Source organism: Piscinibacter gummiphilus (genome assembly GCF_002116905.1).
GTDB classification, from domain to species: domain Bacteria; phylum Pseudomonadota; class Gammaproteobacteria; order Burkholderiales; family Burkholderiaceae_C; genus Rhizobacter; species Rhizobacter gummiphilus.
This window is the reverse complement of record NZ_CP015118.1, coordinates 372,761-392,084: the sequence shown is the minus strand read 5'-3', so window position 1 is coordinate 392,084 and position 19,324 is coordinate 372,761. Positions and strand designations below refer to the sequence as shown.

Sequence of the window (19,324 nt, the reverse complement as noted above, 5' to 3'; positions counted from 1 at the left end):
ACCACGAACCAGGGATACTCCCACGCTGGAGTTCCGACCCCCATGACCCACACGCCCTTCCCCGACCGCCGCTTCGCCGCCTGCCTGTTCGACATGGACGGCACCCTCCTCACCTCGATCCTGGCCGCCGAGCGCGTGTGGGCCGCCTGGGCCCGCCGCCACGGCCTCGACGTCGACACGTTCCTGCCCACGATCCATGGCGTGCGCTGCGAGGACACCGTGCGGCGCCAGAACCTGCCCGGCATCGACGTGGCCGCGGAAGTCGCCTGGGTCACCGAGGCCGAGATCACCGACACCGAAGGCGTCGCGCCGATCCCGGGGGCACCCGCGTTCCTCGCATCGCTGCACCCGGACCGCTGGGCCGTCGTGACCTCCGCGTCGCGCGCGCTGGCGACCGTCCGCCTCGCCGCCGCCGGGCTGCCCGTGCCGGCGGTGATGGTCACGGCGGAGGACGTCGAGCGCGGCAAGCCCGCGCCGGACGGCTACCAGCTCGCGGCGCGGCGGCTGGGGGTCGCGGCCGAGGACTGCCTCGTGTTCGAGGATGCCCCGGCGGGCATCGCGGCCGGCGAGGCGGCCGGGGCGGCGGTGCTCGTGATCACGGCCACGCATTCGCACCCGGTCGCGTCCTCTCATCCCGTCGTGGCCGACTACCAGGGCCTGCAGATCCCGCTGCGCTGAAGGCAGGGGGCCGACAGCGCGTCCGGAACTGCCTACAATGCGAACAATTCCCATTTGCCACTGACGGGCGCCACACGTCCGTCCGCCGCGGACGATGTCGGCCACCACCCAGTCCTTCCAGCAGCAGCAACTGCACGCGCTCTACGACAACCACCACGCCTGGCTGCTGGGCTGGTTGCGCAGGAAACTCGGGTCGGCCCAGGACGCGGCGGACCTGGCGCAGGACACCTTCGTGCGCATCGCCTCGCGCACGTCGCGGGCCGACGACCTGCCCGGCCTGCGTGAACCGCGGGCCTTCCTCACGACGATCGCGCGCGCGCTCGTCGTCGACTTCTTCCGGCGCGCCGACCTGGAGCGTGCCTACCTCGCCGCGCTCGCGACGCTGCCCGAGGCCCTCCAGCCGTCGCCGCAGGACCGGCTGGAGGCCCTGCAGATGCTGGAGGCGGTGGGCCGGCTGCTGGAGTCGATGACACCGAAGACCCGCACGGCCTGGCTGCTCAGCCGGCTCGACGGGTTGTCCCACGCCGAGATCGCGGGTGAACTGGGGGTCTCCGTGCCCCGGGTGCGGCAGTACCTGGCCAGCGCGGCGCGACAGGCCTATCGGCTGCGTTTCGGGCCGGCGCCGGACGCAACCGTCCGCGGATGACCTCCGCCCACCCCCCCGACGATTCGCAGCCGGTCGCCGATGCCGTGCTGGACGAGGCCATCGCCTGGCAACTCCGCATGGGCTCCGGCGAGGCCGCCGCGGCCGACGAATCGGGCCTGCGCCAATGGCTGTCGGCCCGCAGCGAACACGCGCGGGCATGGCGGCAGCTCGGCGAGATCGACGCATCGCTGCGCCCCGCCGCGGGTCCGGCCGCACGTGCCGCGGTGCTGGCGCCCTCCCCGCGCTGGCGCGGCCGCGGGCCCTTGCTCGCGCTCGTCCTGGCCGCCACGGCACTCGGGTGGGCCGTCCTGGAACAGGCCGGCCCCGCCGGCGCCTGGCTCGCGGACCACCGCACCGGCACGGGCGAACGGCTCGCGGTCACGCTGCCGGACCGCAGCGTGGTCCACCTCGACACCGGCAGCGCGATCGACGTCGACTTCAGCGGCACCGAACGCACCGTGGTGCTGCGCGCGGGCGCCATCCATGTGGAGACCGCGCACGGTGTGTCGCCGGAGCCCCGCCCCTTCGTCGTCCGCACGCCGGACGGCAGCCTGCGAGCCCTCGGCACCCGCTTCACGGTGGAGCGCCTGGCCCGGCCGCAGGCGACGCGGCTCACCGTCGTCGCCTCGGCGGTGGCGGCCCGGCCGGACGGCTGCATCGCCGCCCCTTCCGTCGTGTGTTCGGCCGAGCGCGTCGTGCAGCGTGGCGAGTCAGTGCTGCTGCACGGCGGCCAGGTCGACGCGCCGGTGGCGGTGCCGGCAGCCGCGCCGGCCTGGAAGGACGGCATGCTGGCCCTCGACGACCAGCCGCTGGCCCGGGCCGTGGCAGAGATCGCGCGCTACCGCGTCGGGCATGTGTCCGTGGACCCGGCTGTGGCCGGCCTGCGGGTGACCGGCACGTTCCCGCTGGACGACACCGACCACGCGCTGGCGGCACTGGAGGCGGCCGTGCCCGTGGAAGTGGTCTCCTACACACGGTGGTGGGTGCGCGTGCGGCCCAGGCCCTGAGTTTTTTTCTCGCACCCCCTCTCACTTTCGCGCGCTCGAACGGCAAGGGAATGAAAGCCACTCTCCCTGTCGACCGTTCCTCTTGCCGGAGCCCGCCGTGCCTGTCCGCCCGATTCCCCTGTCCCGTCCGCCGTTCCACCTCGCCCCCTGGGCACTCGCTGTCCTGCTGGCCTGCGCCCAGCCGCTGCCCGCGGCCGCCGCCGCCACGACGCCCGCCGTGCCCGACACGGGCACCGTCCGCGACTACGACCTGCCCGCCGGACCGCTGGCCACGACGCTGAACCGCATCGCGCTCGACGCCGGTCTCGTGCTGACCGTGGACGCACGCCTGGTGGCGGATCGCCGCGCCGGCGCGGTGCAGGGGCGATTCGACGCGGCCGCGGCGTTGCGCCAGGCGCTGGCCGGCACGGGGCTCGAACTCCGGGCCACGGCCACGGGCGGCTACACGCTGCAGCCGCAGGACCCGGCGGCGGCCACCCCCTCCGCGGACGGCGCGACCCTCGGCGCGGTGCGGGTGACCGCCAGCGCGGAGTCCGGCGGCTCGCTGCCCCCGGCCTTCGCCGGCGGCCAGGTCGCGCGTGGCGGGCGTGTCGGTGTGCTGGGCAACGAGGACCTGATGGATGCGCCGTTTTCCATCACCAGCTACACGTCGGAACTCATCGAACAGCAGCAGGCCAAGTCGCTCGGGGACCTGCTGGCCAACGAGGCCTCGGTGCGCAGCGACTGGTCTTCGCGCGGGGGCTACAGCGACAGCTTCACGATGCGCGGCTTCGCGCTGGGAGCGGGCGACATCGCGTTCGACGGGCTCTACGGCATCGTGCCGCGCACCTTCACCTCGCTCGAGAGCGTCGAGCGTGTCGAGGTGCTTCGCGGGCTCAGCGCGCTGCTGTCCGGGGTGTCGCCCGGGGGTTCGCTCGGGGGCGTGATCAACCTGGTCCCGAAGCGGGCCGGGGACACCCCGCTCGCCCGCGTGACCACGAGTGTCGAGACCGGCGGCTATGCCGAAGCCCACATCGACGTGGGCCGCCGCTTCGGCCCCACCGGCGACCTGGGCCTGCGCGTGAACGCCGTCTACGGGGACGGCGACACGGCGATCGATCGCCAGGGCGCACGCATCCGCCACCTGGCCGCGGGGATGGACTACCGGACCGACGGCGTGCGGCTCAGCGCCGATCTGGGCTCGCTCAAGCGCACGACCCGCGCGCCGATGCGCGCGGCGAGCGTGGCCGCCGGCCTCACCGCGGTGCCCGCGGCGCCGAAGGCGGGGACGAACTTCGCGGAGCCCTGGGGCAGCGTCACGCTCGAGTCGCTGCACGGTGCGGTGCGCGGCGAAGTGAACCTGAACCGCAACCTCACCGCCTACGCGGCCGTCGGCTTTCGCGACAACCCGACCGACCTGCTGGTCAGCGTGCCCACCCTCACCCGCACCGACGGCACGTTCACCGAACGCAACCTCTATTTCTTCGACGACGTCACCTCGCGCACCGGCGAGGTGGGCCTGCGCGGCCGGTTCGACACGGGCGGCGTGCACCACCGCGTGGTGCTGAACGCCAGCACGCTGCGGCAGGAACGCCACAACCTCACGCACACCGTCTCCACGGGCACCTCGAACCTCTACGACCCCGTGTTCCTGCCGCCGCCCGACCTGTCGGCCTATGCCACCGACCCGCCGCTGATCAACCGGCAACGCCTGTCCGGCGTCGCGCTGGCCGACACGCTCTCCCTCCTCGACGAGCGGGTGCAACTCACGCTCGGCGTGCGGCAGCAGTCGGTCAAGAACACCAACTACGCGGCCAACGGCACGGTGAACCCGCCCGTCTACGACCGGCGCAAGGCCACCCCGGCCGTCGCCCTCGCGGTGAAGGTCCGGCCCGGCATCACGCTGTACGGCAACTACATGGAAGGCCTCGCGCAGGGGCCGGTGGCGCCGGTGGGCACCGCCAATGCGGGCGAGGTCTTCGCGCCCTACGTCGCGCGGCAGCACGAGGTCGGCGCCAAGTTCGACCAGCACGACTGGGGTGCCACCATCGCGCTGTTCCAGATCGAACAGCCCAGCGCCTTCAGCGTGCCCGTGGCCGGCGGCGGCCTGCCGGTCTACCGCGTCGACGGCGAACAGCGCAACCGCGGGGTCGAGCTGAATGCCTTCGGCGAAGTGGCCCGAGGGACCCGCCTGATCTCCGGCCTGATGCTGCTGGATGCCGAGCAGCGCAAGACGGCCGGTGGCGTGAACGACGGTGCGCACGCCGTCGGCGCGCCGCGGGTGCAGGCCAATGCCGGCATCGATTGGGACGTACCGGCCGCCTCCGGGCTGACGCTGAGCGCGGGCCTGGTCCACACCGGACGGCAGTACGTCACCGCGAACAACGCGCTGTCCATCCCGGCCTGGACACGAGCGGACTTCGGCGTGTCCTATCGCCTGGACGTGGCGAGCCGGCCGCTCACGTTGCGCGCGCGACTGACCAACGCCTTCGACCGCGACTACTGGGCCTCGGCCTCCGCCTCGTCGGGGCAGCTCTCCACCGGGGCGCCGCGCACGCTCGCGCTGTCGGCCAGCGTGGACCTGTAGCGGCGGAGCCTATCGGTCGATGATGCGCCGCGCGAACGCCTCGAGGTAGTCGAGGAGCTTGTTCGCGCCGGTCACTGCGTCGTCTTCATCGCCGGTCGCGATGCCCTCGGCCAGTTGCAGGTGGGCGTTCGCGGCGGCGACGATGTCGCCCTGGTGCTGGTACGCGTACCAGAAACGCCGGCACTGCACGATCAGCGGCACGACGGCGTTCACGGCCGACTTGTTCTGGCACGCGAGGTGGTTGATCAGGTCGAGCTCGTGGTCCGCGCGCATGTACTCGGTGAGGTTGCCGCGTTCGGCCGCCTTCACCATGCGCTCGGCGCAGCGGACGATCTCCTTGCGCTGCGCCGCGGAAGCGCGCCGCGCCGAGCAGCGCGCGATCACGTCCTCGAGCACGCGGCGCGTCTGGATCACGTCCAGGTGGTCCGCCAGATCGATGTTCGACACCAGCAACCCGCGGCGCGGCTGCTGCGTGATCAACCCGATGGCGGTCATGCGGAGCAGGGCTTCCCGGACCGGCGTGCGGCCGAGGCCGGTGAGCTCCACGAGTTCACCTTCGACGACGGGACTGCCCGGCTCGATCCGCATCGTGGAGATCAGCGATTCGATGGCGTCGTACGCCACGTCCGCGGCGCGACGCTTCGGGAGCTTGGAGGTGGCTGCGGACACTGGCGAGAGCTTCAGGTTGGTGGGAGCGCGAAGTTGACGCACTGTGCGATATATCCACAAGATATGCAACGAGTGTTTGTGCGGGGCCGGGCAAGGCCGGCCCCATGCCGTCACGCCCGCTTCAGTTCACCATCGACCACACGCCACAGGCCCAGCGGGTTGGCGTCCTGCAGGGCCTGCGGACGCAGCGCGTCGGGCAGGTCCTGGTAGCACACCGGGCGCAGGAACCGGTCGATGGCCGTGGCCCCGACCGACGTGAACATCGCGTTGGAGGTCGAGGGGAACGGGCCGCCATGCACCATGGCGTGGCTCACTTCCACGCCGGTGGGGAAGCCGTTCGCGAGGATGCGGCCCACCTTGCGCTCCAGCACCGGCAGCAAGCGGCGGGCCAGCTCATGGTCGTCCGGATCGATCTGCAGCGTGGCGGTGAGCTGGCCTTCGAGGTGCTCGGCGATCCGCAACACTTCGTCGAAGTCCTTCGCCCGGATCACGATGGACGCCGGACCGAACATCTCCTCCTCCAGCGCGGGCGACGAGAGCAGGCGGGCCGCGTCGGTCACGTAGAGCGCGGCCTGGGCCGCGTTCGGCTGCGCGTCCGCGGGCAGGCCCTGGGCCACCTTCTCGACGCCGTCCACACCGTCGACCTTCGCCGTGCCGGCGAGGTAGGCCTCGTGGATGCCGGGGGTCAGCATGGTCTGCGCGGCCTTGGCCGCGAGTGCCTGGCCGGCGGCCGTGATGAAACGCTGCACGTGGTCGTCGCCTATGGTGATCACCATGCCCGGGTTGGTGCAGAACTGCCCCGCGCCCATCGTCAGCGAATCCGCGAACCCCTTGCCGATGGCCTCGGCGCGCGCGGCCAGCGCGGCAGGCAGCAGGAACACCGGGTTGATGCTGCTCATCTCGGCGTAGACCGGGATGGGTTCCTGGCGGGCGTTGGCGACACGCACGAGGGCGAGCCCGCCCTGGCGCGAGCCCGTGAAGCCCACCGCCTTGATGGCCGGGTGGGCCACCAGCGCTTCACCGATCTTCCGGCCGGCGCCGAACAGCAGCGAGAACACGCCTTCGGGCAGGCCAATGTCCTTCACGGCCTTCTGGATGGCGCGGCCGACCAGTTCCGACGTGCCCAGGTGGGCGCCGTGGGCCTTGACGATCACCGGGGCGCCGGCGGCCAGGGCCGACGCGGTGTCGCCGCCCGCCACTGAAAATGCCAGCGGGAAGTTGCTCGCGCCGAACACGGCGACCGGGCCGAGTGGCACCTTGGCCAGGCGCAGGTCGGCGCGGGGCATCGGCTGGCGTTCGGGCAACGCGGGGTCGATGGTGGCGCCGAGGAAACGGCCGTCGCGCACGACCTTGGCGAACAGGCGCAGCTGGCCGACGGTGCGGCCCCGTTCGCCCTGCAGGCGGGCCACGGGCAGGCCGGTCTCGGCATGGGCGCGCTCGATCAGGACATCGCCGAGCGCGACGATGTTGTCGGCGATGGCTTCGAGGAACGCGGCGCGGCGTTCCAGCGGCAGGTTGCGGTAGGTGTCGAACGCCTGGCTCGCGAGCAGGGCGGCACGGTCGACCTCGGCGGTGCCGCCCTGGCCGAACACGGGCTCCGGGATGTCGGCATGGGTGGCCGGGTTGAAGGCCCGTTGCTGGCCTTCCTGGCCGCGGACGGCCTGGGCGCCGATGAGCATTTCGCCGGTGATCTGGGACATGACGGACTCCAAGGGTGGACGAGTGCGGACAGCGCACGGCTGCCCCGGATTGGTGTTGATGGATCAGCCCGATCGGACAACATCCCCATGCCGGTGCGCACGCACATTCGCGGCAACGCACCGAGCGCGGTGGTATGCCACGAAAACGTGCGGAGCGCTAGGCATGGTTTCTGCTGATGTCCGATCAGGATACGGTAAATATATTTTAGACATCTTTCGAAGCTCCGCGCAGCACGCTTTTCCCCGAACCCCGCCCCAGCCGCCCATGAACGCCCTCGCCCCCGATCACCCCCGCCCGCCGCGGCTGCCCGTCCGACTTGTCCTCGACGCGTCCGATGCGCTCCTGCGTGTCGAACGCGGGCTGCTCACGTACACCATGACCTTGCTGGTGGGGCTCGTGCTGCTGAACGTGGTGACCCGATACACCGGCATGCCGCTCTACTGGGTGGACGAGGCTTCGGTCTATACGGTGGTGTGGCTGACCTTCATCGGCGCCTCGGTCATGACACGGCTTCGCCTCGACTTCGCGGTCACCATGGTCACCGACAAACTCGGTCCGCGCGCCGCCCACGTGGCCAAGCTGCTGGCGTCCGGCGGCGTGCTGTTCTTCGCCCTCGCGCTGATCGCCATGTGCTGGCTCTGGATGGACCCGGTGGGCATCGCCCGCCACGGCTTCGACGCCAAGGACTTCGCGGCGGAGTCCTTCAACTTCCTCTACACCGAACGCACCCAGACGCTGGAGTGGCCGGTGTGGGTGCTGCAGCTGATCATGCCCCTCTTCGCGGTGTGCATGAGCGTGCACGCCCTGGCGAACTTGCTGGAAGACCTGAAGCTCGCGCCCCCGCGCAAGCACCCCGAATTCAAGACCGGCAGCGCCGACGTGGTGAACTGACATGCTGACCTCCGCCTTCTTCCTGGCCATCATGCTGGTGGGCGTGCCCATCGGCCTGTGCCTGTGCCTGTCCGGCATCTTCTACATCTACAGCATCGACAACCCCGTCCTGCTGCAGTCCTACGCCACGCAGATGTTCGCCGGCGTGGACAGCTACGGCCTGATCGCGATCCCGCTGTTCATCCTGATCGGCGAAGTGATGAACAGCGGTGGCATCACCAAGCGCCTCGTGGACCTGTCCATGGCCTTCATCGGCTCGGTCAAGGGTGGCCTCGCCTACGTGAACATCCTGGCCAACATGCTGGTCTCCTCCATCATCGGATCGGCCACCGCGCAGGTGGCGATCATGTCGCAGGTGATGGTGCCGGAGATGGAGAAGCAGGGCTACGACAAGACCTTCGCCGCCGGCCTCACGGTCTATGGCGGCATGCTCGGGCCCATCATCCCGCCGTCCGTGATGTTCGTGGTCTACAGCGTGCTGGCCCAGGTGGCGGTGGGCGACATGCTGATCGCCGGCATCCTGCCCGGCATCCTGCTGACCGTGCTGTTCTTCATCGTGATCGCGTGCATGGGCTGGGTGTACAACTACCCGCGCAGCGCCAAGCGCACGCTGCGCGAGCGGGCCCGCACGGTGCTGGTCTCGAGCCCCACGCTGCTGATCCCGCTGGTGATCGTGGGCTCCATCCTGACGGGGTTCGCGAACCCGACCGAGGCGGCCGCGGTGGGCGCCGTCAGCGCCGTGCTGGTGGGCCGCTACGTCACGCGAGAGTTCAAGTATTCGGAACTGCGCGCGATCATGCTGCGCTCGGCCATCTACTCGGCCATCGTGCTGTTCCTGGTGGCCGCGGCGTCGGTGTTCTCGTGGCTGCTGATCTACGGCAAGGTGCCGCAGATGGTGACCGCCTGGGTCCAGACGGTGGCGAAGGACCCGGTCACGTTCCTGCTGCTGGTCAACGTGATCCTGCTGATCATCGGCACGGTGATCGACGGCATCCCGGGCCTCATCATGACCGCCCCCATCCTGCTGCCCATCGCCACCGAGGTCTACGGCATCGATCCGCGCCACTTCGGCGTGGTCATCGTGATCAACCTCGTGCTGGGCCTGATGTCGCCCCCGGTGGGCCTGAGCTTCTTCGTGGCCGCCGCGGTGACCGGCGCCAAGCCCGGGAAGATGTTCATCGTCACCCTGCCCTTCTTCATCATCAGCTGCATCGCGCTGGTGATGCTGTCGCTGTTCCCCAGCCTGTCGCTGGGGCTGTTGTAGTCCTGTCGTTCCCCCGGAGCTTTCCATGACCCTGAACCGCCGCAACTTCCTCCTGACCTCGGCCGCCGCCGCCGCGCCGATGGCGTTCGTGACCCCCTCGCGCGCCGCCGCCGCGAAGGAACTTCGCCTGGGCATCATCACCCCCGCCGGCCACTCGTGGAACCGCGCGGCACTGCGCTTCGGCGAGGCGCTGTCCAAGGCCACCGACGGCCGCCTGACGGTCACTGTGTTCCACTCGGGCCAGCTGGGCAACGAGTCGGTGATGATGCAGCAGATGCAGTCCGGCGCGCTGGACATGGGCTGGATCCAGGCCGCGGAACTCGGCACCCGCGTCGCCAGCGTGGCGTCGATCAACGCGCCGTACCTGGTGCGGTCGACCGCCGCGGTGGGCAAGCTGGTCAAGACGCCCACCGCGCTCAAGCTGCTGGACGTGCTGCCGCGCGAGACGGGCTGCGTGGGCCTCGGCTGGGGCATCACCGGCATGCGCGTGGTGTTCGCCACCAAGGACATCAAGACCCCGAACGACCTCAAGGGCCTGAAGCTGCGCATCAACCCCACGCCGGTCTACCGCGACTTCTACCAGTACTTCGGCGCAGCCCCCACCCCGATCCCGACCCCCGCCGTGTTCGACGCCATGACCAACGGCCAGGTCGACGGGCTCGAGGCCGACGTGGAGTTCTCCTGGAACCAGCGCTTCGACAAGGTCTCGAAGGTGATGATGCCGATGAACGCGCTGTTCATGCCGTTCGCGCCGCTGTTCTCGGGCCGTGTCTGGCAGACGCTGGACAACAAGGACCGCGAGCTGATCCGCCAGCTGACCGCGCAGGCGCTGGACGCCCAGATCAACGACATCGTCACCACCGAAGCCGGGCTGCTGGACAAGCTGAAGAAGGAGTCGATCACCATCCGCGACCTGAACGACTTCGACATCAAGCCCGCCATCGAGGCGTTCGACAAGATCTGGTTGCCGAAGGCGCCGCAGATCGCCGAACTGCGCAAGGTCGGCGCCACGCTCTGACACACGTCCGGCCCGGCCGCCGCCCTCGACCCGTGGCGGTGCCGGGCCCGGCGCCCGCGCCGCTTCGCGTGGCGCCTCACCTTCCACACCCCTGATCCGAACGACCACGCCGCCCTCACCTCCGTCTCTTTAATATATTTCCAGCCTATTTGCGCCAACCCGGCGTGATTCTTCTTCGACAAAGGTAGATCTCATGAACCTCAACATCTTCACCGGCACCATCCCCGCCCTGATGACCCCCTGCACCGCGGACCGGCAGCCCGACTTCGACGCGCTCGTCGCGAAGGGCAAGGAGCTCATCGCCGCGGGCATGAGCGCGGTGGTCTACTGCGGCTCCATGGGCGACTGGCCCCTGCTGACCGCGGCGCAGCGCCAGGAAGGCGTGGCCCGCCTGGTGGCCGCCGGGATCCCGGTCATCGTCGGCACCGGTGCGGTGAACTCGAAGGAAGCGGTGTCGCACGCGGCACATGCGGCCAAGGTTGGTGCACACGGCCTGATGGTGATTCCGCGGGTCATGTCCCGCGGATCCTCGGCCACCGCCCAGAAAGCCCATTTCTCGGCCATCCTGGACGCCGCACCGAACCTGCCCGCGGTCATCTACAACAGCCCGTACTACGGGTTCGCGACGCGCGCCGACCTCTTCTTCGAACTGCGCCGCCAGCACCCCAACCTGATCGGCTTCAAGGAATTCGGTGGCGGCGCGGACCTGCGCTATGCCGCGGAACACATCACCTCGCAGGACGACGCCGTGACCCTCATGGTCGGCGTGGACACCCAGGTCTTCCACGGCTTCGTGAACTGCGGCGCCACCGGCGCCATCACCGGCATCGGCAACGCGCTGCCGAAGGAAGTGCTGCAGCTCGTCGACCTGTGCAAGAAGGCCGCGCAGGGCGACGTCGTCGCGCGCCGCCAGGCCCGCGAACTGGAAGCGGCGCTGGCCGTGCTGTCCTCGTTCGACGAAGGGACCGACCTGGTGCTGTACTACAAGTACCTGCTCGTGCTGAACGGCCAGAAGGAGTACACCCTGCACTTCAACGAAACCGACGTGCTGACCGACGCGCAGCGCCACTACGCGGAGAACCAGTACCAGCTGTTCCGCACCTGGTATGCGGCGTGGTCGAAGGACGTGGCGCGTTGAGGAACCCGCGGCACGGGCCTTCCGGATCCGGAAGGCCCGTGCCGCCGCCCGCAGGATGCAGGCGACCTATACGAAGGCGTGATGGGCGCCGCGGGCACGACCTCCTATCGTGGAGTGACCTTCAACTCCACCCGCAGGAGCACATCGTGGCATCCACCCTCAACGCATCTCTCCAACCTGCGATCACCGTCGTGGTGCGCCATCGCGATCCCCTGCTGCATCTCGGGATCGTGGCGGCGCTGCGCGACGACGGTCGCTTCAGCGTCCGCACGGACGACACCCTCGCCACGACGGGCGCCGCGGACGTGGTGGTCGCCGACCACGAGAATGGCGTGGCCTTCGCCGCAGCGACCCGCCACGTCGGCCGTCCACCGCGGGTCATGATCGTGACCCACCGCGATGGCGAGACCGACGTCCGGCACGCCCTGTCGCGCGGCGTGCAGGGCTACCTGCTGCTCGGCAGCGCGCTCGACGACCTCGTCGACGGCGTGACGGCGCTGTCCCGTGGCCAGCGGTACCTGACGCAGGCAGCTGCCATGCGTGCAGCCGAACACCTGTGTTTCCAGTCCCTCACCGGCCGCGAGGCCGAAGTGCTGCACTTCGTCGCAGCGGGCTGGAGCAACAAAATGGTGGCCAACGAACTCGGCACCGCGGTGGCCACGGTCAAGACCCACGTGAAGGCGATCCTCGAAAAGCTGAATGCCCGAACGCGCACGGAGGCCGCCCATGTCGCGCAGCGGCGGGGCCTGCTGGCCGGCGACATCGCCGACGTGCCGCACATGGTGCCGCGAGGCGTGCCGCGAACGGAAGCCTGCGTCCGCATCGCTGGGTAACACCTAGGTAGGAGCACACGAGACGTCCGCTGGATGTTCGACCGGCCCCCGTTCTGATGTCATCTCTTCCTGTGCAACGGCCCGCAGCAGGCCGGTACGCAGTCACCCATCCCCACAGGAGAGAACATGTCCGACTTCCCCACCGCACCACCTCCTCGGCGCCAGTTCCTGGCCCGCTCCGCCGCCATCGGCGGCGCTGGCCTCGGCCTGCTGCAGCTCTCGTCCGGCACACACGCGGCCCAGAGCGACGGCGTCGGCGCTGCGAACCCCTCGGGCGCCACCTCCGTCGCGCTCGGCGACGAGCGGGTTCGAGAATTCCGCATCCGCGTTCCGGAGGCTGCACTCACCGACCTGCGGCGACGTCTCGTTGCCACGCGCTGGCCTGACCGCGAGACGGTGGCCGACACCTCGCAGGGCGTGCAACTGGCGCGGCTGCAGGCCTTGTGCGCGCACTGGGCGACAGCCTACGACTGGCGCAAGCTGGAGAAACGCCTGAACGCCCTGCCGCAGTTCATCACCCAGATCGACGGGGTGGACATCCATTTCATTCACGTCCGTTCGGGCAACGCCAACGCACTGCCGCTGCTCATGACCCACGGCTGGCCGGGCTCCATCCTGGAAATGGTCGGCACGATCGGCCCGCTCACCCATCCCGAAGCTCACGGCGGCCGGGCCGAGGACGCCTTCGACGTGGTCATCCCCTCGATCCCCGGCTATGGCTTCTCGGGCAAGCCACGCGAACCGGGATGGGGTCCGGAGCGGATCGGGCGCGCCTGGGACGTGCTTATGAAGCGCCTCGGCCACGAGCGCTACGTCGCACAGGGCGGCGATCACGGCTCGGTGATCTCGGACGCGATGGCCCGGCAGAAGCCCCCCGGCCTCCTGGCCATTCACGTGAACATGCCGCCCACCGTTCCCGCGGAGCATGTCCGAGGGATCAACGCGGGCGACCCGCCACCGCCCGGGCTGTCCGAGTCCGAGCGCCTCGCGTTCGAGACGCTGGCCAGGTTCTTCGCCCGCAACGCGGCGTATGGCGCCTTGATGGTGACGCGGCCCCAGACGATCGGGTACGGGTTGTGCGACTCGCCGGCCACCCTCGCGGCGTTCCTGTACGAAAAGATCTACGAGTGGACCGACAGCGATGGTGACCCCGAGCGCGTGCTGACACGCGACGGCATTCTCGACAACATCACGTTGTACTGGCTCACCGACACCGGCGCCTCGGCCAGCCGCTTCTACTGGGAGAACAACAACAACAACTTCAGTTCGGCGGCACAGAAGACCACCGAGATCACCATTCCGGTGGCGGTCACGGTGTTTCCCCACGAGATCTACCGTGCGCCGAAGAGCTGGACACAGCGCGCCTACCCCACGCTCTGCTACTTCAACGAAGTCGCGAAGGGTGGGCACTTCGCCGCCTGGGAGCAGCCCGAGCTGTTCGCCAGCGAGATGAGAGCCGCGTTCAAACCCGTGCGCGAACGTCCGTCCCGCGACTGAGAAGCCGCCGCATCGGCGCCGCATGCTCTCCACGAGGGCCTTCAGCAGTTCCTGCTGGAGGCCCTCGCGCTTTTCCGGAACAGAGACCAGAACGTGCGCCGCTTGCACCGGGCGACACGCATCGCGTATGATTCGTTCATGTAGTGTTCCCTACATCAAACGAAGATTCGACTGCCCATGTCAGCCTGTCCCGAGTCACCCCGTCCAGGGGAGCGCCTGCGCCGCGGCTTCACCTCCGATGGGGTGTCCGTGCTCGTTCGAACAGCGGGCAGCGAGGGCGGAACTCCACCCTCGGCGCTGCAACACGAGTACGACCTGCGCGTGGCGCTGCACGACGATTGGGCGGTCATGCCGCTGGAACTCGTGTCCCGGAACGGCGACACCCGGTTGCTGTTGCGGGACACCGGAGCCGTGCCGCTGCGTGAGCGCGACGCCGGGCCGCTGGCGCCCGGGCGCTTCCTCGCACTGGCCGTTGCATTGACCGCCGCCACCCTGCGGATGCATGCCGCGGGTCTGGTTCATTGCGCCCTGGCGCCCGATCGCATCCTCGTGCACGAAGACACGGGCCGCGTGATGCTCACGGGGTTCGGCTGCGCGCTGCGCCTGGGCGACGACGCCACGCACCGGGTGATCGTCGACTCGATGGCCTGGGAGGCCGCAGACATCGACTACCTGGCGCCGGAGCTCGGGTCGCGCATGAACCGCCGGATCGATGTGCGAGCGGATCTGTATTCCCTCGGTTGCATCTTCCACGAGCTGCTCGTCGGCGTGCCGCCGTTCAACGAGGGCGACACGACGGCACGCCTTCACGCCCACGCCACCCTCGCCCCCGAGCCTCTCCACCGCTTGCGACCCGAGGTGCCCGAGCAGCTGTCACGGCTGGTGCTCCGGCTGCTGGAGAAGGCGCCGGAACGGCGGTACGCGGATTCGGCCGGCCTGCTGACCGACCTGCGCGCCAGCGAAGCGCTGTTCCAGCGCGATGGCCTCATCCCCGCCTTTCCGCTGGACGCGGGGGCGGCCATCGCGGGAGGCTCCCAGGATCTCTCCGTGTTCGTGGGCCGCGACCGCGAGCTGGCGCAGCTCCTCAGTGTGCATGCCGAGGTGCAGTCCGGCGCCGGCATGGGGATCTGCTGGGTGTCGGGCCTGCCCGGCCTGGGCAAGTCGGCCCTGCTGCGGGAAGCGGTGGCACGCATGGCGACGTCCACCGCCGCCCCCCGCGTGGCGACGGGCAAGGCTTCTTCCGATCGGGGCGGTCAACCGTTCCATGTGCTTGCCCAGGCCCTGGAGCCTCTGCTCCAGATGGTGCTGGGCAGTCCCGATGCGGCGTTCGACACGTGGCGGGAGCGGCTCTCCCATGCGGCACGCGATGCCGTCTCCACGCTGGTCCGGCTCCTGCCGAGCCTCGGCGCGATCCTGGGAGCCGCCTCGCCGCAGGTGCCGGCGTCCATCGCTCCGGTGGAGGCTTCGCGCGGGTTCGAGCGCGAGATCGTGCAGCGGGCCATGGCGCGCCTGATCACCTGCTTCGCGGTGCCCGAACGGCCGCTGGTGCTCCTGCTCGACGACCTCCAGTGGGCCGACGTCGAAACGGTCCACGTGCTCGAACGTCTGCTGTCCGATCATGCCCAGGTGCCGCTCCTGCTGCTGGGGTCGCTGCGTTCGACCGGCGCACCGGACGAGCATCCCGTGTGCGCGACCCCGCTGTATCGAACCTCCCGTGCGGTGCACATCAAGCTGCATCCCCTGGACGCCGAATCCGCGCACCAACTCCTCGCCCAGATGTTCGGCCGGGACCCAGGCGAACTCGGTCCGCTGGTCGACGTGGTCGCGCGGCGGACGGGGCACAACCCGTTCTTCATGCGGCGCCTGCTGGGTCGCCTCGTCAACGACCGCGTGATCGCCTACGACCCGCTGCACGGGTGCTGGACCTGGCAGGATGGGCCGGCCGCCGCCCACGACTACCTGGCAGGCATCGGTGACCTGCTCGCGCGAGACGTCCAGGACCTTCCGCCAACGACCCGCAGCCTGTTGCGGGCACTGGCCTGCCTCGGCGACCGCGCCTCCACGATCGATCTCGCCATTGCCACCGATGGAGACGACACCGACGTGCCCGTGCGGCTGGCCGCCGCCATCGCGTCGGGGTTCGTCGAGCGCGACGGCGACGCGTGGGCCTTCACCCACGACCACCTCCGTGACGCCGCCTACGCGTCCATCCCCGAAACCGAACGGGCCGCCTGGCACCTCGGCATCGTGCGGCGCCAGCAGGCGCACGCCGACGTGGTGCCCGTCTTCTCGAGAGCCCTTCAGGCGCGGCTCGCACGGCCTGCGGTCGAGGCGCGCGAAGAGCGGCTTGCGTTCGCCGACCTCCAGGTGCAGGCCGGCAAGCGAGCGCGGGCGGCCACGGCGCACCATGCCGCGCTGACCTTCTTCCGCTCCGCGCTCGAATGCCTCGCGGACGACACCACCTCTCCCCTCGCCATGGAAGCCACCCTGCTGTGCGGCGAAGCGGAGTTCCTGACCGGCGCGCTCGAAGCCGCGGAAGACCGGCTCTCGGCGCTTCAGCGCCGCGCCGGCGACGGGCTGTTCGGCGCCGATCTGGCCCGCCTGCGCGCGGCGCTCTACACCACGCTCGGGGCGTTCGAACAGGCGCTCGATGTCGGCCTCGGGTTCCTCGCCAAGGCGGGCATCGAGGTGCCCGCGCACCCCGGCGAGACCGAGGTGCAGGACGAGTACCTGCGACTGCGGGACTGGCTGGACGTGAACGGGGTCCAGGCGCTGCGAGACCTGCCGATCGACACCGACCCGCTGCGCCGGGCGATCGTCGACATCTTCGCCGAGCTGTTGCCGCCGGCGCTGTACTCCGACCAGAACCTGCTCGACCTGATGCTCGTGCGCATGGTGCACCTGGCGATCCGGAACGGGCACACCGACGCCTCCGCCAACGGCTACGTGTGCATGAACCAGATCGTCGGCATGCGGTACGGCGACCACGCGCAGGCCCGCGACTTCGGTGCGCTCGCACTGCACCTCGTCGACGAACGGGGCCTGCGGCGCTACCAGGCGCGGGTCTATCACACGTACGGCACCTTCGTGGTTCCGTGGACCGCACCGGCGCGAGAGGCCCGCGGCTACATCGTGAAGGCCTTCGACATCGCCAACCGCGTGGGTGATCACACCTTCGCGCTGTACTGCGGCAGGAACCAGGCCACGGGCATGCTCTTCGCGGGAGAGTCGCTGGAAGAGGTGCGCGAGACGGTGGAGCAGGCCCTGGCGCGCGCGCGCGACGCCAACTTCGTTCTGGTCGTCGATGCGCTGCTGGCGCAGCGGGCATTGCTGGGCCAGCTTCAGGACGGACGGTACGACGCCGACGTGATGGCCGAACCCGTCGAGGGCGCGCCAGCCACGCTCGTCGACCTCGCCTACTGGGTGCACCGCCTGCAAGTCGACCTGCTCTTCGGCGACCTGCCGGGCGCGCTCGAGGCCGGCCGGCGTGCCGAGGCCTGCAAGATGGTGGCACGGTCCTTCGCCGAATTCGGGGAGCTGCCGTACTACGGTGCGCTCGCCCTGCTGGCCCTGCCGGCACGTGATCCCGATCAGCAGGCCCTGCTCCACCGCCATCTCGCCGCGCTGGCCGAGTGGGACGCGACCTGCCCGGAGAACTTCGGCGCCCGGCATGCGCTCGTGCGGGCGGAACTGGCGCGTGTGACGGGCAACGATGCGGAGGCCCTCGTGCACTACGCGGATGCGGTGTCCGAGGCCCGCGAGCACGGTTTCACGCAGGTCGAGGCCCTGGCCGCCGAGCTGGCCGCCGGCTTTCATGCGGGCCGCCGGCGCGAGATCGAGGCCCGAGCCTATGCGCGCCATGCCGTGGCCACCTGGCAGCGGTGGGGTGCCGCCGCCAAGGCCCGGCAACTGCAGCTGCGATTTCCGGGCCTGCTCGACGCCGATGTGCCCGACCCGTCGGCGCGCGGGCTCCGGGAACTCGATGTGCAGGCCGTGCTGCGCATCACCAACGCCCTCGCCAGCGACCTGGTGCCGGAGCGCCTCATCGAGACCACGATGCGCACCGCGCTCGAGAACACGGGAGCGTCCTATGGTGCACTGGCCCTGTGGCGAGAGGGCGTCTGGCAGGTGCGCGCGCGCGCGCGCACGGCAGGCCGCAGCATCGTCGTGACACAGGAGCCCGTCGCGCTTTCCGCGGACGTCGTGCCGATGACGGTGGCCCTCACCGTGGCACGCACGCAGCAGGCCACGCAGGTGGACGACGTCCGCACGGTCCAGGCGCTCGCGCAGGACGACTACGTCAACCGGTCTCGTCCCCGCTCGCTGCTGTGCGTGCCGATGATGCGCTATGCGAAGCTGGTCGGGGTCCTGTACCTGGAGAACGACCTGGCACCCCGGGTGTTCACGGCGGCCAAGGCGGAGCTCCTGGACGTGATCGCCTCCCAGGCCTCGTTCGCACTCGAGAACATGCGGCTGTACGAAGCGCTGATCGAGCAGCACCGCCAGCGGATGGGCGCCGAGGAGCAGCTTCGCTCGGCACTGGCCGAGCTGGAGCGTTCGAGCCGGCTGAAGGCCATGGGAGAACTCGTCGCATCCATCGTCCACGAGATCGGCCAGCCGCTCAGTGCCATCGACACGTCGGCCAGCGCGGCCGGCCGCTGGCTCGACCGTGCCGAGCCGGAGATCGACGAGGCGCGGGCCATGATCACGCACGTCGGCCTCAGCGCGAAGCGGGCGAAAAGCATCATCCAGGGGCTGCGTGCGATGGCACGGAAAGCCGAGCCGGAATTCTCGGACATCGATCTGGTCGACGCCCTGCGTGAATGCGCGAGCCTGACGACCGGCGCGCTGGCGGACCTGGGCGCCTCGCTGGCGATCGACGGGCCGCAGGCGGCGTGCCGCGTCCGCGGAGACCGGATCCAGCTCCAGCAGGTCGTCGTCAACCTGCTGATGAACGGGGCCGAGTCGATGGCGAACCGGCCTGCCGGCACGCGCGATCTCCTCCTGTCCTGGCGGGACGCCGGGCAAGGTTTCGTCGAGGTCGTGGTCGAGGACTGCGGTTCGGGCCTCTCCGCCGAAGCGGCACTTCGGCTGATGGAGCCGTTCTTCACGACCAAGCGTGCCGGCATGGGCATGGGGCTGGCCATCTGCAAGTCCATCGCCGACGCGCATGGCGGCACGCTGACCTTCGTTGCCCGATGCGAAGGGGGCACCCGCGTGACCTTCCGGATCCCCTCCGAAGTGGACGGGCCCGGCCCCGCCACGAGCGACCCGCTCGCTTCCGCCCGTCCCGTCGCAGCGCACCGATGAGCGGTTCGTACAGGTGTGACCCCTCGGGGGTTCGCGCGTTGCCATCGCGCGGAGGGTCCGGGCCATACGGTCGTATGGACCCGGCCGACGCTTGGTCTGATGGGCC

13 protein-coding genes are annotated in these 19,324 nt (G+C 70.1%); 11 read left to right on the top strand and 2 right to left on the bottom strand.

What is annotated here, in order from left to right; genetic code table 11:
• Positions 1–42: 42 nt before the first annotated feature.
• The 4 genes from A4W93_RS01660 (at position 43) to A4W93_RS01645 (ending at position 4,897) form a co-directional block, all read left to right on the top strand.
• A complete protein-coding gene (locus tag A4W93_RS01660; protein ID WP_085748959.1) occupies positions 43–678 on the top strand; it encodes an HAD-IA family hydrolase in 636 nt (211 codons plus the stop codon).
• 94 nt (positions 679–772) lie between these two features.
• A complete protein-coding gene (locus A4W93_RS01655; RefSeq protein WP_085748958.1) occupies positions 773–1,324 on the top strand; it encodes a sigma-70 family RNA polymerase sigma factor in 552 nt (183 codons plus the stop codon).
• Entirely contained in the window at positions 1,321–2,331 is a 1,011-nt protein-coding gene (locus A4W93_RS01650) for a FecR family protein (protein ID WP_085748957.1), read from the top strand. Before A4W93_RS01655 ends, A4W93_RS01650 begins: the two co-directional genes overlap by 4 nt.
• Positions 2,332–2,428: 97 nt before the next feature.
• Positions 2,429–4,897, top strand: coding sequence for a TonB-dependent receptor (locus A4W93_RS01645; RefSeq protein WP_157131572.1), 2,469 nt, complete (start codon positions 2,429–2,431; stop codon positions 4,895–4,897).
• 9 nt (positions 4,898–4,906) lie between these two features.
• Here A4W93_RS01645 and A4W93_RS01640 read toward each other — a convergent pair whose 3' ends face one another.
• Together A4W93_RS01640 and A4W93_RS01635 are read right to left on the bottom strand one after the other, a co-directional pair.
• Positions 4,907–5,566 carry a GntR family transcriptional regulator gene (locus A4W93_RS01640; RefSeq protein ID WP_320409210.1) on the bottom strand — a complete coding sequence of 220 codons (660 nt, stop codon included), beginning with the start codon at positions 5,564–5,566 and terminating at the stop codon, positions 4,907–4,909.
• Between the two features lie 110 nt (positions 5,567–5,676).
• Positions 5,677–7,266: an aldehyde dehydrogenase (NADP(+)) gene (locus tag A4W93_RS01635; protein ID WP_085748954.1), complete on the bottom strand. Its 1,590-nt coding sequence runs from the start codon at positions 7,264–7,266 to the stop codon at positions 5,677–5,679.
• Positions 7,267–7,531: 265 nt separating this feature from the next.
• Here A4W93_RS01635 and A4W93_RS01630 point away from each other — a divergent pair, with 265 nt between their 5' ends.
• From A4W93_RS01630 to A4W93_RS01600, 7 genes are all read left to right on the top strand, one after another.
• Positions 7,532–8,158, top strand: a complete 627-nt coding sequence (locus tag A4W93_RS01630) for a TRAP transporter small permease (RefSeq protein WP_085748953.1) — start codon at positions 7,532–7,534, stop codon at positions 8,156–8,158.
• A 1-nt stretch (position 8,159) separates the two neighbouring features.
• Positions 8,160–9,422, top strand: a complete 1,263-nt coding sequence (locus tag A4W93_RS01625; RefSeq protein WP_085748952.1) for a TRAP transporter large permease — start codon at positions 8,160–8,162, stop codon at positions 9,420–9,422.
• A 25-nt stretch (positions 9,423–9,447) separates the two neighbouring features.
• Positions 9,448–10,440, top strand: coding sequence for a TRAP transporter substrate-binding protein (locus A4W93_RS01620; RefSeq protein ID WP_085748951.1), 993 nt, complete (start codon positions 9,448–9,450; stop codon positions 10,438–10,440).
• Positions 10,441–10,633: 193 nt separating this feature from the next.
• On the top strand, positions 10,634–11,578 hold the full coding sequence (locus A4W93_RS01615) for a dihydrodipicolinate synthase family protein (RefSeq protein ID WP_085748950.1): 945 nt from the start codon (positions 10,634–10,636) through the stop codon (positions 11,576–11,578).
• Positions 11,579–11,724: 146 nt separating this feature from the next.
• Positions 11,725–12,411: a LuxR C-terminal-related transcriptional regulator gene (locus tag A4W93_RS01610; RefSeq protein ID WP_085748949.1), complete on the top strand. Its 687-nt coding sequence runs from the start codon at positions 11,725–11,727 to the stop codon at positions 12,409–12,411.
• Positions 12,412–12,537: 126 nt separating this feature from the next.
• On the top strand, positions 12,538–13,908 hold the full coding sequence (locus A4W93_RS01605) for an epoxide hydrolase family protein (RefSeq protein ID WP_085748948.1): 1,371 nt from the start codon (positions 12,538–12,540) through the stop codon (positions 13,906–13,908).
• Between the two features lie 321 nt (positions 13,909–14,229).
• The gene (locus tag A4W93_RS01600; RefSeq protein ID WP_169726495.1) at positions 14,230–19,218 is read left to right on the top strand and encodes a trifunctional serine/threonine-protein kinase/ATP-binding protein/sensor histidine kinase; all 4,989 of its coding nucleotides are present in this window, start codon (positions 14,230–14,232) and stop codon (positions 19,216–19,218) included.
• Positions 19,219–19,324: the final 106 nt, after the last annotated feature.